This is a genomic window from Yersinia frederiksenii ATCC 33641 (genome assembly GCF_000754805.1).
Taxonomy (GTDB): domain Bacteria; phylum Pseudomonadota; class Gammaproteobacteria; order Enterobacterales; family Enterobacteriaceae; genus Yersinia; species Yersinia frederiksenii.
The window spans coordinates 1936252-1949175 of record NZ_KN150731.1 but is presented as its reverse complement, the minus strand read 5'-3'; the positions used below and the strand labels follow the sequence as shown (position 1 = coordinate 1949175).

Genomic DNA, 12924 nt, shown 5'->3' with positions numbered 1-12924 from the left:
TTTTTGGTCCGCTAACGCCACTGTGGCTTCAAGTACATAAATAGGTTACCCAAAGTTATTGGAGTCACAGCAAGGCAGCCAGCGAGCTCATCCCGATGAGCTTACACAGGTAAGTGATTCGGGTGAGTGAGAGCCGCTAACGCCGCGGTGGCTTCAAGTTCGAAGGGTAAAGGAGAAATTATTCAATGCAGCATCGCAACATAACATTCATTGGCGCGGGCAATATGGCTCGCGCGATTATCGCCGGTTTGGTTGCCGGTGGTTACCCAGCAACAATGATCAGCGTTTGCGCACCTTCTGGTAAAAACCGTGATGCTCTGGCTGCTGAGTTTGGTGTCATCAGCAGTGATGATAATATTGCCCAGGCACAAAAGGCTGAAGTGGTAGTATTGGCGGTGAAACCTCAACTAATGGCGGCGGTATGCCAGCCATTACAAGAAAATGTCGATTTCAGCGGTAAACTGGTGCTGTCCATTGCTGCCGGAGTACAAGTTGAACGTTTCTATGCGCTATTGGGGAGTAATAGCCTCAATCTGGTACGCATAATGCCCAATACCCCGTCACTGGTGGGGAAAGGCATGAGTGGCCTTTATGCCCCAGCACAAGTTTCGCAGGTAGATCGTGACTTTACCGCTTCACTGATGAGCTCAGTTGGTAAAGTTTGTTGGGTGAATGACGAAAACGGCATCAATAGTGTCATTGCCGCTGCAGGCAGTGCTCCGGCTTATTTCTTTCTGTTTATGGAAGCAATGCAACAAGAGGCTGAGCGGCTAGGTTTTGATAGTGAAACCGCCCGTCTGTTGGTGCAACAAGCCGCCTCTGGAGCGACAGCATTGGTAGAAGCCAACCCGCAATTGCCACTCTCAACTCTGCGTGAGCAGGTAACCTCCAAAGGAGGAACAACCGCGGAGGCAATAAGAGTGTTTAAGGAACAACATTTGTCAGAAACCGTTGCCAGCGCCATGCAAGCTGCTATTGTGCGAGCAAAAGAGATGGAAAAGCTGTTCTAGCGGCAGCAAAAATTTACAAAATCCGACACTGCCCCGGTCACTTTCTCGTTAAGATAGGGGTCTATAAGTATGCGAATATATTTCCATTTATACGTATACCCAAAAATTATTAAGGATAAGGACGAAAGCAACTCATGCTAACGCTGACTTTTTTGGCCAAAACGGTCATTGACCTGTATGTGATGGTACTGCTGTTGCGCATCTGGATGCAGTGGGTTCACAGCGATTTTTACAACCCATTCTCACAATTTGTGGTGAAGATAACACAGCCAATTGTTGGCCCATTACGTCGGATTATCCCCTCACTGGGGCCAATCGACAGTGCATCCTTACTGTTGGCATTCCTGTTGATGACAATTAAATATCCGCTGCTCGTATTGATTCAGAGCGGTTCAATGTCAGTCAGCTTGTACAATTTGCTGTTCGGTGTGATTTCGTTGGTGAAGGCTGCCGGTTACCTGATTTTCTGGGTAATGATTATTCGTGCATTAATGAGTTGGATCAGCCAGGGCCGCAGCCCAATGGACTATCTGCTACATCAGCTAACTGAACCTTTAATGGCACCCATTCGCCGTATTTTACCCGCCATGGGCGGCATCGATTTCTCGGCAATGGTGGTTATTCTTATTCTGTATCTGATCAATTATTTAGGTATGGATTTGCTGGGTGAGCTTTGGTTCGTGCTGTGAGTCCAGTAATACCCTTGCTGGACGGGCTGGCACTCAGGCTATATATTCAGCCGAAAGCCAGCCGTGATCAGATAGTCGGTTTACATGGCGATGAACTGAAAGTCGCCATTACTGCCCCACCCGTTGATGGTCAGGCCAATGCCCATTTGGTCAAATTTATCGCTAAACAGTTTAGGGTAGCGAAAAGCCAGGTGATTATCGAAAAAGGCGAGTTGGGGCGGCATAAACAGCTCAAAATCGTTAACCCGCAACAGATCCCGCCAGAAGTTGCGGCACTGCTCAAGTAACAGAAACTTCCCGCTAGCATTGGGTGACTGATGGTCAGCCAAATGAAATTCAGGACCCTTCCATGCAAAAAATAGTATTAGCCACCGGTAACCCCGGCAAAGTGCGTGAGCTGGCAAACTTGCTGGCCGATTTTGGTTTAGATGTCGTCGCGCAAACCGAACTGGGTGTTGAGTCTGCCGAAGAGACAGGCTTAACGTTTATCGAGAACGCCATATTAAAAGCGCGCCATGCGGCACAAACTACTGGCTTACCCGCTATCGCCGATGACTCAGGTTTGGCCGTCGACGCATTAGGTGGCGCGCCGGGAATCTATTCTGCCCGCTATGCTGGCATTGATGCCAGTGACCAAGAGAATCTTGAGAAGCTACTCGTCGCATTAAAAGATATTCCAGATGAGCAACGTGGTGCACAATTCCACTGTGTGCTGGTCTACATGCGCCATGCAGAAGACCCAACCCCGCTGGTGTTCCATGGTCAATGGCCGGGTGTGATTGCTCACCAACCTGCCGGTGCTGCTGGGTTTGGTTATGACCCTATTTTCTATGTCCCTGAACTGGGTAAAACCGCCGCAGAGTTAACTCGCGAAGAGAAACACGCCGTTTCCCATCGTGGTCAGGCGCTGAAACTGATGTTGGATGCACTGCGCAATGCTTAAATTACCTCCGCTCAGTCTCTACATTCACATTCCTTGGTGTGTGCAAAAATGCCCTTACTGTGACTTTAATTCTCATGCACTGAAAGGTGATGTGCCCCATCAGGAATATGTAGAGCACTTGCTAGCGGATCTTGATGCCGATGTTTCTCTGGTTGATGGCCGGGAGATAAGCACCATTTTTATTGGCGGCGGTACACCAAGTTTGCTCAGTGCCGAAGCCATGCAGCAATTGCTTGATGGTGTTCGTGCCAGATTACCTGTGGCTCTTGATGCTGAAATCACCATGGAAGCCAACCCCGGCGCGGTTGAAGCGGATCGCTTTAGCGGCTATCAACGTGCCGGTATCAATCGTATTTCTATTGGTGTTCAAAGCTTTAGCGCCGAGAAATTAACGCGTTTGGGGCGGATACATGGGCCTGAAGAAGCAAAACGTGCGGCGGAACTGGCAACTTCACTCAACCTGCGCAGTTTCAATTTGGATCTGATGCACGGTTTGCCTGACCAATCATTGGAAGAAGCGCTGGACGATTTACGTCAGGCTATTGCATTGAACCCTCCCCATCTGTCTTGGTATCAACTGACTATTGAGCCAAACACCGGTTTCAGTTCACGCCCACCGACACTGCCGGATGACGATGCACTGTGGGACATTTTCCAGCAAGGTCATCAGTTACTCAGTGCCGCTGGGTATCAACAATATGAAACCTCGGCCTATGCCAAACCGGGCTACCAATGTCAGCACAATCTTAACTATTGGCGCTTTGGCGATTATCTGGGGATTGGTTGCGGTGCACACGGTAAAATCACCTTTAGTGACGGGCGGATTTTGCGCACCATAAAGACTAAGCACCCTCGTGGTTTTATGCAGGGTAAATATCTGGATAAACAATACGAAGTAGAAACCGCCGATCGGCCTTTCGAGTTCTTTATGAACCGTTTTCGTTTGTTGGAAGCTGCGCCACGTGCTGATTTCACCCATTTTACCGGGTTAGCTGAAAGCACCATTCGCCCGCAGTTGGATGAAGCATTAGCGAAAGAATATTTAATCGAAACAGAGCAATACTGGCAGATTACCGAGAAAGGTAAATTATTCCTTAACTCACTGTTAGAACTGTTTTTATAAATCTAAGCAGTAAAATAGCAGGTTCAGGCACCCTCTTAGGCCTGAACCTGCTATAACCGCAGCATTAGACTAATTTAATGCTTTAAGTAAATCTTTGCGTTGCTGTTCCAGCGCAGTCACACGCCCACATACCTCGTGCCCAAACTGCTGGAAGTCCTGTTCCTGATTATTCCATTCATTTTGGATAGCTTGCTGTAACCCACCCAAATTACCCATAATGGCCTGCAATGGATTATTCCCTCCACTGCCACTGGTTGCCTGCTTAACACCCATCTCATTCAGACTATCTTGCAGTACACCGCCCATGCTTTGCTGTACCAACTGACGACCATCTTTTTCGACCTGATCAATGGCCTGATGATGAAAGGTTAAGCCATCACTACGTTTCTCAATAATGCGGCTCATTTGCTGCTTAAGCTGGTCATTTAGGGTTGTCAGCCGGTTACGCACATTACTGCTGCTCCCCAGTTGCTGAACGATGACTTTATCCAACGACACCCGCGCTTTTTCGAGACGCTGCTGCGCGCCCTGATCTATCCATGGCAGGTCTTTACGCAAAGCTGTCTGGTAGCGGAAAGCCTGCTGGCGCTGCGCATCGGTCAGCGTCAACACCTGACCGTTGCGAGTAACATCACCATCGGGTGAAATCTGCAAATTGCCACTGGCTCCGACTACTTGCACCGATTGAGGGCTGATAATCACATCATCCTGCGGCTTTACACTGCACTGGTAGTCCGCTTGCGCCTGCCAAGCCGTCAGCATAAATACCGCCAGACCCACCGTTCGTAATGCTTTCATTTTAGGTAACATAAAACTCCTAACAAGCTGTGCCATTTAATATTTCTATGACTCTATCGCTATTTATAACGTGCTAATCCCCACCCTGCCAGAATTTATCTTCGATATGAAGGGGAGCTATCCTAAAAGATGGAGCGGCCAATCCGCTGAGCCAGTCGTTCTAAGGCAGCAGTTCCAGCCAAAGAGTTCCCTGCGTGGTCTAACTCCGGTGACCAAACCGCAATACAGAGCTCATCGGGCACAATAGCAATAATCCCACCACCGACACCCGATTTACCCGGCATACCTACGCGGAAGGCAAATTCACCCGCTCCATCGTACATGCCGCTGGTAATCATCAGCGCATTGATTTGCCGTGCCTGTATTGGTGTAATCAGCGGTTCATGACCACCAATACTGCGCCCCTGGTTAGCCAGATAGACAAAACAGCGAGCCAGTTCGACACAGTTCATGCGCATAGCGCAATAATGGAAATAGGTTTGCAGTACCGTCAATACGTCATTATTGAAATTACCAAAAGACTTCATCAGATAGGCAATAGCAGCGTTACGGTCTGAATGTTCAAATTCCGAGCGAGCCACGCGAGGATCGTAGCTGATGCTATCGTCATTCACCAGTTGGCGCACGACTTCCAGCATCCGCTGTTTCGGGGCACTCAAGCGGCTTTGCAACATATCGCATACCACTAGCGCCCCTGGATTGATAAATGGATTACGGGGTTTACCCTTTTCTAACTCTAGCTGAACCAATGAGTTAAAGGGCTGACCGGAGGGCTCTTTGCCCACCCGTTGCCATACATCCTGTTCAGGATAACGGGATAAAGCCAAGGTTAGACTTAATACCTTCGAAATTGATTGGATAGAGAAGCGCTCTTCGGCATCTCCAGCCTGAAATATCGTGCCATCCAGCATACAAACCGCAATACCCAGTTTATCTGCTGAGACTTCAGCCAAGGCCGGAATATAATCAGCAACTTTCCCCTGACCAATCAGCGGACGCACCTGCTGCAAGATATCTGCTAGCAAAGCGTTATCTAAACCCGTTGCCAAACCTAAGCCTGTTGTCACAACGATACTCCCCAAAAATCACCAGTAATCGCTATCGCTAACTGCACCCGATAAAAACAAAGGCGCCTGCTTAGGCGCCCTTATTGATTATCTGCCGTTAAAACGGAAGATCAATCCCACCAGATATCAAACAGCTCAGTGGTTTCTACATTCTTCAATTTGCGAGCTTCCAGCCATTTAGTCACCAACGCACGGTGCTCTTCGGTGCAGTGACCGATCTCTTGCAGGCAAATCAAACCTTCCCACTGCATATAGCCACTACCATCAAATGCCAGGCCGTTAGCTTCAATGACTTCATCGATAAAATCATCGACAGTTTTATCAATCACGTCAACACTGGTCCCTTCAGGGAAGGTCCACTGTACAGAAAAACCTAACTCTTGAAACTCGTCGATATGCATTTTTTTGCGTAAACGACGACTACGATTCTTAGCCATTATTCTTTCCTCTCAAACATCAGATCCCAAACGCCATGTCCCAGACGCTGGCCACGTAATTCAAATTTTGTCAGCGGACGCGAATCCGGACGAGGAACATAATCATTCTGTTCTGAAAGGTTGCGGTATCCGTTCGCACCGGACATCACTTCCAGCATATGTTCCGCATAGTGCTGCCAGTCGGTCGCCATATGGAACACGCCACCCACTTTTAATTTACTTTTTACTAATTCGACAAAAGGTGCTTGAACGATACGACGTTTATTATGACGTGCTTTGTGCCATGGGTCAGGGAAAAACAGTTGAACCATATCCAATGAAGCATCCGGGATCATATTTTCCAGCACTTCAACTGCATCATGGCACATAACCCGCAGGTTACTTAGCCCTGCTTCGTGAGCCGAGCCCAGGCAAGCACCCACCCCAGGAGAGTGAACTTCTATCCCAAGAAAATTCTGCTGAGGGTTACTGGCCGCCATAGTGACCAGCGACGTTCCCATGCCAAACCCAATTTCTAATACTACCGGGGCTTCACGGCCAAACAAGGCCGTGAAATCAACAGGAGTTGCCTGATATTCTACGCCCATCACCGGCCAGTAGTTATCGAGCGCCAGCTGTTGGCCCTTGGTCAGGCGCCCCTGACGGCGGACAAAACTACGAATACGGCGCATGGCACGGCCGTTTTCATCAAATTCCGGAGATATGACGTCATTTATCATGGTGCTTTCTGTCTGTTGGTTGCGTATACGAACGCGCATTATGCAAAGATACGCCAGTTTATCAACTATGGACGTCATAAGTACAAAATTAAGCTGTAAATAATGGATATATCCCCATAAGACAACAATTCCGGTGTGAAAGCGGCTAACACTGCTGTGGTTTCAAGTACAAAGGGGAAAGGCGGAAAGTTCCGGTTTACAGCCACCAAACTCTATGCTGCAATCCAGCCCTAATTTATTAATCTGCCGGATATCGATACCTGCTTATGATGCAAGCGCAACAATTCGCGCACCAGGTGCTGGAGTGGTACCAACGCTTTGGTCGCAAAACACTGCCATGGCAGTTGGATAAAACACCTTATCAAGTCTGGCTGTCAGAGGTGATGTTGCAACAAACGCAGGTTGCGACCGTTATCCCTTATTTCCAACGTTTTATGCAGCATTTCCCTGATATTCGAGCTCTGGCTGCGGCACCGCTGGATGAGGTTTTGCATTTATGGACCGGGCTGGGTTATTACGCTCGCGCCAGGAATCTACATAAAGCAGCTCAGACAGTGGTAGAGCGCCATCAGGGCGAGTTCCCTACAACGTTTGATGAAATACTCGCGCTGCCCGGAATTGGCCGCTCAACTGCAGGGGCAATTTTATCGCTCTCATTGGGGCAACATTTCCCTATTTTAGATGGCAATGTTAAGCGAGTATTGGCTCGTTGCTATGCCGTTGAAGGATGGCCCGGTAAAAAAGATGTCGAAGGCCGTTTATGGCAGATCAGCGAAGATATCACTCCCGCCAAAGGTGTTGGCCAGTTCAATCAAGCAATGATGGATTTAGGCGCTATCGTCTGTACTCGCTCTAAACCCAAGTGTGAGCTTTGCCCGCTGAATCTCGGCTGTCTTGCTTATGCCAACCACAGTTGGGCGAGCTATCCGGGTAAAAAACCCAAGCAAACCATACCGGAGAAAACGGCCTATTTCCTATTGATGCAGAATGACTCGCAAGTGTGGCTCGACCAGCGCCCGCCCGTGGGGTTATGGGGCGGGTTATTCTGCTTCCCACAATTTGCAGAGCAAGAAGAACTGAATAATTGGTTACAGCAGCGGGGCCTTGCCCCAAGCGACTTGCAGCAGTTAACGGCTTTTCGCCATACCTTCAGTCACTTCCATTTGGATATTGTCCCGATGTGGCTGGATACTGCATCAAACCGTGGATGCATGGATGATGGCGCAGGTCTCTGGTATAACTTAGCACAGCCACCTTCGGTAGGCTTGGCTGCCCCAGTTGAGCGCTTATTGCACCAGTTAGCAAAACAACCGCTAGCAAAGTAATCAGTGGGCACCCAACCGTCTACCCAAACAGCGTTATTTGGAGAGGATTAAGCATGAGCAGAACGATTTTTTGCACGTTTTTAAAGAAGGATGCTGAAGGACAAGATTTTCAGCTATATCCGGGTGAAATCGGCAAACGTATCTATAACGAAATCTCAAAAGAAGCTTGGTCACAATGGATAACTAAACAAACCATGCTGATTAATGAGAAGAAGCTCAGCATGATGAATGTAGAAGACCGCAAATTGCTGGAACAGGAAATGGTTAATTTCTTGTTCGAGGGGCAAGATGTTCACATTGCAGGTTACACTCCGCCGAGTAAGTAACTACACGGGGCCCTCTTGGCCCCGCTGTTATCACCTAAATAATTCAAATTGCAGGAAAGCGGCACCAGAGCGAATCTTCAGGAGTTTATATCAATAAGTGGCTGAAGTGAGTGAAGGAGAGACAACGCGCAGGCGACTTGAAGTATGACAGGGATATTTTTCATCAATATATGGCTTTTAAGATGAAGAAAATTTTAGCTTTGCTGGTAATTGCACCACTATTAGTGTCTTGCTCAGGCAATAAAAATCAGGCAGAAAACGAAGCCTTTATCAAAGACACTAACGGTTTTGAGATTTTAATGGGCCAATTTGCCCATAACATTGAAAATATTTGGGGATTAAAAGAAGTCTTAATCGCGGGTCCAAAAGATTACGTGAAGTATACGGATCAATATCAAACTCGCAGCCATATTAACTTTGATGCCGGTACCATTACGGTTGAAACTATTGCAACGACCGATCCGGCGGCTCACTTGCGTCAGGCAATTATTACTACATTGTTGATGGGTGATGATCCCGGCTCGATCGACCTCTACTCTGATGCTAACGATATTCAGATCAGTAAAGAGCCTTTCCTGTACGGACAGGTGCTGGATAACAATGGCCAACCTATTCGCTGGGAATGGCGAGCAGCACATTTCGCCGATTATTTATTGCAAACCAAAATGCAGAAACGCACGTCTGGATTGCATGTTATCTGGTCAGTAACCTTGCAATTAGTACCGAACCATTTGGATAAACGCGCTCATAAATATCTGCCACTGGTACGGCAATCCGCCGAGAGATATGGGGTGGAAGAGTCATTGATTTTGGCTATTATGCAAACAGAATCGAGCTTTAACCCATATGCCGTGAGCGGCTCTGATGCACTGGGTCTAATGCAGGTTGTTCAGCATACTGCCGGGCGAGATGTCTTCAAATTGAAAGGCAAAAGCGGCCAACCAAGCCGTAGCTATCTATTTGATCCTGCAAATAATATTGATGCTGGCACTGCTTATCTGGCAATCTTGCAAAATACCTATTTGGGCGGCATTCAAAATGCGACCTCACGACGCTATGCTGTCATTACCTCTTATAATGGCGGGGCAGGCAGCGTGTTGCGGGTATTCTCCAGCGATAAGAACCAAGCGGTGAATATTATCAATAATATGGCTCCAGGGGATGTATTCCAAACGCTAACCACTAAACATCCGTCCGGTGAGTCTCGCCGTTATCTGGTGAAAGTGAATAGCGCGCAGAAAAGCTATCGCCGCCACTAATTTTGTTGGTACTGCTGAGTAATATTAAAATGGCACAGTTCGCTGTGCCATTTTTTGCAATTAGCTCACTTTAATAATAATCATTCTCAATAAAGCGCTATAGTCATAATCTCATTACCTACACCGGCAGACTGAATAAATGGACTTCGGACTTACCGTTTTCGAAATGGTGGTAATCTTCTCCACTATGGTCATCGCCTATATTATCTTTGGCCTTACCGGATTTGGCTCCGCGCTAATAGCTAGCCCAGTGTTAGCACTATTTATTCCCGTGGCTAAAATTGTTCCACTACTGGCAATTGTCGACATGTTTGCCGCCATTACTAATGTGGCACGCCATAGTCGCCATGCAGATATTGCAGAGCTCAAACGACTAGTGCCCTTAATGATTATTGGCAGCTTGATTGGCGCGACTGTACTACTGCGCACCCGGCCCGATATTTTGCTATTAGCATTAGGTATTTTTGTCATTGTATATGCGGTTTACGCCCTTAGTCGACGCAAACCCCAAGGGCAATTCAAGCCTACGGCGGCCATTCCTTTTGGCTTAATTGGCGGTATCTTTAGCGCATTATTTGGCAGTGGCGGGTTTATCTATGCCATCTATTTATCCGGGCGGATAGCCAGCAAAGACAATTTGCGAATCACTCAGACGACCCTTATCGGCCTTAGCACCCTAACCAGAGTCATTTTATTTACTCTGGCTGGGGTCTATATGGACTTGTCGATTCTATGGATGGTATTACTGCTGGTTCCGGGAATGTTAGTCGGGTTGGCGGTTGCCAATAAAATCAGTTTGGGACTTAGCCGCGATCAACTCATTCGCATAATAAATATCTTATTGCTGATTTCCGGCACTGTCTTGCTGGCACGCTATTTCGGTTACTGATAAACTCCATAGTCATCTTTATATTGAGACAGCCGATATCCTCGTCAGCTGTCTTTTTTATTCAAGTCACTTGATGACGTAACCAAAAATACGCCGCCACTCAACATCACCTTTTTCAATATAAACACCCTGCAGTTCTGGTGAAAAGCCGGGTAATAAGTTGATACCTTCTTCTAACGCCAAGAAATAACGCTGCACTGCCCCACCCCATACTTCACCTGGCACCACACACAGCACCCCCGGTGGATAAGGTAAAGCCCCTTCGGCAGCAATGCGCCCTTCAGCCTCTGCAATAGGAATCAGTTCAATATTATCGCGAACAAACTGGATATTGGCATCTTGCGGATTCATGACAACCGGTGGGAAACCTTCTTTTCTGAACATATCTTTTTGTAATTGCTTAACATCATAACTGACATACAGGTCATGCATCTCTTGGCATAACTGGCGCAAAGTATAGCCGCGATAGCGCCCTTCATTCTTCCGGTAGATGGTCGGTAATACATCACACAACAGTGCATCTTGTTCGATATAGCGCTCAAATTGAGCCAACATATCAACCAGATGTGCCATTTTGGCTGGATTTTCTGCCGGGGTCAGTAGGAACAGGATCGAGTTAAGATCACATTTTTCCGGCACAATACCATTCTCACGCAAGAAGGTTGCCAATATTGCTGCTGGCACACCAAATTGGGTGTATTGGCCACTGTTGGCATCAATGCCCGGTGTCGTCAGCAATAGTTTACAAGGATCAACCAGATACTGATCTTGGTTATAGCCTTCAAATCCGTGCCAACGTTCATTAGGTACAAAATTAAAGAAGCGAGCATCATTAGCAATAATCTCAGTATCGTAATCTTGCCAATTTTTACTGCCTACCATCGGTGGAATAAATGGCCGAACCATTGAGCAGCGTGCTAATAATAATTTACGAGTCTCAATACCGAGTTTTACACAATCCATCCACATGCGTCGGCCACTGTCACCAGAGTGTATTTTGGCATTGACATCCAGAGCCGCAAATAATGGATAAAATGGGCTGGTCGAGGCGTGCAACATAAACGCATTATTAAAACGCTTATGGTTACAGTGGCGCTTTTGTCCTTTGATATGGTTATCTTTTTTATGCACCTGTGAGGTCTGTGAAAAGCCAGCCTGTTGCTTGTGCACCGACTGAGTCACAATAATCCCAGGATCATTTTCATTTAATTCCAATAGGAGCGGCGAGAAATCTTTCATCATCGGAATAAATTGCTCGTAACCTACCCAGGCAGAATCAAACAAAATGTAATCACATAAATGACCAATACTATCAACTACCTGACGCGCGTTATATACCGTACCGTCATAGGTACCTAATTGGATTATCGCTAATCTGAATGGCCGAGCATCATTTGCACGTTCAGGCGCAACTTCGCGCAACTGTTGACGTAAGTAACGCTCATCAAAACAGTGGGCATCAATACCACCAATAAATCCAAATGGGTTACGAGCAGTTTCCAAATAGACGGGCGTTGCACCAGCTTGAATCAAAGCACCATGGTGGTTGGATTTATGGTTATTACGATCAAATAACACCAAATCACCACGAGTTAACAAGGCGTTGGTCACTACTTTATTGGCCGATGAAGTTCCATTCAGAACAAAATAGGTTTTATCCGCATTGAAGACCTTCGCCGCATATTTTTGTGCCTCTTTTGCCGCTCCTTCATGAATCAGTAAATCGCCTAGTTTGACATCGGCATTGCACATATCTGAGCGGAAGATTGTCTCGCCATAGAATTCAAAAAATTGACGGCCAGCCGGATGCTTACGGAAGAATTCCCCACCTTGGTGCCCAGGGCATGCAAAGGTTGAGTTTTGCATCTCAACATATTTTTTTAATGTTGAGAAAAAAGGTGGTAATAGATTTTTTTGATACTCACTGGCGGCAGCTTCTATCTGCGCGTTGTAAAACGCTTTATTTGCTTCCCCAAGAGTGATGACCCCCTTAATCAGGGGCAAATAATCTGCTGATACCGTCTGTTCAGCGGTGACCGCAACAAAAGTAGGGATAGCAAAGCCCAAATCATGCAGCTTTGACAATAGACCGATATTCGCATCTTCAACCGACATCACCACTGCGGCAACATCGGTAAAATCAGTCTGATTGAGGTATACCACTCCTCGCTGGCTTTCTACATAAGAAGCCAAACGAGCACTTGTTGCTATTTTTAACTGTGTCATGTCACTTACTCTCAAACGGTCAGGTATGAGGCTGCCACTTTGGCATATAGATGACATCACACAATATTGGGAACTTATGTGATGCCGGTAAATTGATATCTTTAACGCGCACT

The 12924-nt window shown here is 47.0% G+C and carries 14 protein-coding genes; 9 read left to right on the top strand and 5 right to left on the bottom strand.

Annotated elements, in window-relative coordinates; translation table 11 throughout:
• Positions 1-185 precede the first annotated feature (185 nt).
• From proC to hemW, 5 genes are all read left to right on the top strand, one after another.
• Positions 186-1010 (top strand): pyrroline-5-carboxylate reductase, encoded by an 825-nt coding sequence (proC, locus tag DJ58_RS13115; protein WP_004706843.1) that lies wholly within the window; start codon positions 186-188, stop codon positions 1008-1010.
• Between the two features lie 134 nt (positions 1011-1144).
• On the top strand, positions 1145-1699 hold the full coding sequence (locus tag DJ58_RS13120) for a YggT family protein (protein ID WP_004706844.1): 555 nt from the start codon (positions 1145-1147) through the stop codon (positions 1697-1699).
• Positions 1696-1986, top strand: a complete 291-nt coding sequence (yggU, locus tag DJ58_RS13125; RefSeq protein ID WP_032910297.1) for a DUF167 family protein YggU — start codon at positions 1696-1698, stop codon at positions 1984-1986. Before DJ58_RS13120 ends, yggU begins: the two co-directional genes overlap by 4 nt.
• 62 nt (positions 1987-2048) lie before the next feature.
• A complete protein-coding gene (locus DJ58_RS13130) occupies positions 2049-2642 on the top strand; it encodes an XTP/dITP diphosphatase (RefSeq protein ID WP_032910298.1) in 594 nt (197 codons plus the stop codon).
• Positions 2635-3765, top strand: a complete 1131-nt coding sequence (gene hemW, locus DJ58_RS13135; RefSeq protein ID WP_032910299.1) for a radical SAM family heme chaperone HemW — start codon at positions 2635-2637, stop codon at positions 3763-3765. Before DJ58_RS13130 ends, hemW begins: the two co-directional genes overlap by 8 nt.
• A 69-nt stretch (positions 3766-3834) precedes the next feature.
• Here the strand turns inward: hemW and DJ58_RS13140 are convergent, their stop codons facing one another.
• The 4 genes from DJ58_RS13140 to trmB all read right to left on the bottom strand — a co-directional run bounded on the left by DJ58_RS13140 (position 3835) and on the right by trmB (position 6786).
• On the bottom strand, positions 3835-4575 hold the full coding sequence (locus DJ58_RS13140; RefSeq protein WP_004706848.1) for a YggN family protein: 741 nt from the start codon (positions 4573-4575) through the stop codon (positions 3835-3837).
• Positions 4576-4685: 110 nt separating this feature from the next.
• Entirely contained in the window at positions 4686-5612 is a 927-nt protein-coding gene (gene glsB / locus DJ58_RS13145) for a glutaminase B (protein ID WP_032910343.1), read from the bottom strand.
• 128 nt (positions 5613-5740) lie between these two features.
• Complete coding sequence (locus DJ58_RS13150) at positions 5741-6067, bottom strand: YggL family protein (protein ID WP_032910300.1); 327 nt, start codon at positions 6065-6067, stop codon at positions 5741-5743.
• Complete coding sequence (trmB, locus tag DJ58_RS13155; RefSeq protein ID WP_004706850.1) at positions 6067-6786, bottom strand: tRNA (guanosine(46)-N7)-methyltransferase TrmB; 720 nt, start codon at positions 6784-6786, stop codon at positions 6067-6069. Before trmB ends, DJ58_RS13150 begins: the two co-directional genes overlap by 1 nt.
• Before the next feature lie 266 nt (positions 6787-7052).
• Between trmB and mutY the strand changes: the two genes are divergently transcribed.
• The 4 genes from mutY (at position 7053) to DJ58_RS13175 (ending at position 10585) form a co-directional block, all read left to right on the top strand.
• Positions 7053-8111: an A/G-specific adenine glycosylase gene (gene mutY, locus DJ58_RS13160; RefSeq protein WP_004706851.1), complete on the top strand. Its 1059-nt coding sequence runs from the start codon at positions 7053-7055 to the stop codon at positions 8109-8111.
• Positions 8112-8164: 53 nt separating this feature from the next.
• Entirely contained in the window at positions 8165-8437 is a 273-nt protein-coding gene (locus tag DJ58_RS13165; RefSeq protein ID WP_004706852.1) for an oxidative damage protection protein, read from the top strand.
• Between the two features lie 182 nt (positions 8438-8619).
• Entirely contained in the window at positions 8620-9696 is a 1077-nt protein-coding gene (gene mltC / locus DJ58_RS13170) for a membrane-bound lytic murein transglycosylase MltC (protein ID WP_032910345.1), read from the top strand.
• A gap of 139 nt (positions 9697-9835) precedes the next feature.
• Positions 9836-10585 carry a sulfite exporter TauE/SafE family protein gene (locus tag DJ58_RS13175; protein ID WP_032910301.1) on the top strand — a complete coding sequence of 250 codons (750 nt, stop codon included), beginning with the start codon at positions 9836-9838 and terminating at the stop codon, positions 10583-10585.
• A gap of 66 nt (positions 10586-10651) precedes the next feature.
• Here the strand turns inward: DJ58_RS13175 and speF are convergent, their stop codons facing one another.
• Positions 10652-12811, bottom strand: a complete 2160-nt coding sequence (gene speF, locus DJ58_RS13180) for an ornithine decarboxylase SpeF (RefSeq protein WP_004706855.1) — start codon at positions 12809-12811, stop codon at positions 10652-10654.
• Positions 12812-12924 lie beyond the last annotated feature (113 nt).

Excerpts from the sequence above, each read along its gene's own strand:
- DJ58_RS13140 (WP_004706848.1), bottom strand. The coding sequence starts at position 4,575 with ATGTTACCTAAAATGAAAGCATTACGAACGGTGGGTCTGGCGGTATTT.
- speF (WP_004706855.1), bottom strand. The coding sequence starts at position 12,811 with ATGACACAGTTAAAAATAGCAACAAGTGCTCGTTTGGCTTCTTATGTA.
- mltC (WP_032910345.1), top strand. The coding sequence starts at position 8,620 with ATGAAGAAAATTTTAGCTTTGCTGGTAATTGCACCACTATTAGTGTCT.
- DJ58_RS13165 (WP_004706852.1), top strand. The coding sequence starts at position 8,165 with ATGAGCAGAACGATTTTTTGCACGTTTTTAAAGAAGGATGCTGAAGGA.
- DJ58_RS13150 (WP_032910300.1), bottom strand. The coding sequence starts at position 6,067 with ATGGCTAAGAATCGTAGTCGTCGTTTACGCAAAAAAATGCATATCGAC.
- trmB (WP_004706850.1), bottom strand. The coding sequence starts at position 6,786 with ATGATAAATGACGTCATATCTCCGGAATTTGATGAAAACGGCCGTGCC.
- proC (WP_004706843.1), top strand. The coding sequence starts at position 186 with ATGCAGCATCGCAACATAACATTCATTGGCGCGGGCAATATGGCTCGC.
- DJ58_RS13175 (WP_032910301.1), top strand. The coding sequence starts at position 9,836 with ATGGACTTCGGACTTACCGTTTTCGAAATGGTGGTAATCTTCTCCACT.
- mutY (WP_004706851.1), top strand. The coding sequence starts at position 7,053 with ATGATGCAAGCGCAACAATTCGCGCACCAGGTGCTGGAGTGGTACCAA.
- hemW (WP_032910299.1), top strand. The coding sequence starts at position 2,635 with ATGCTTAAATTACCTCCGCTCAGTCTCTACATTCACATTCCTTGGTGT.
- DJ58_RS13120 (WP_004706844.1), top strand. The coding sequence starts at position 1,145 with ATGCTAACGCTGACTTTTTTGGCCAAAACGGTCATTGACCTGTATGTG.
- DJ58_RS13130 (WP_032910298.1), top strand. The coding sequence starts at position 2,049 with ATGCAAAAAATAGTATTAGCCACCGGTAACCCCGGCAAAGTGCGTGAG.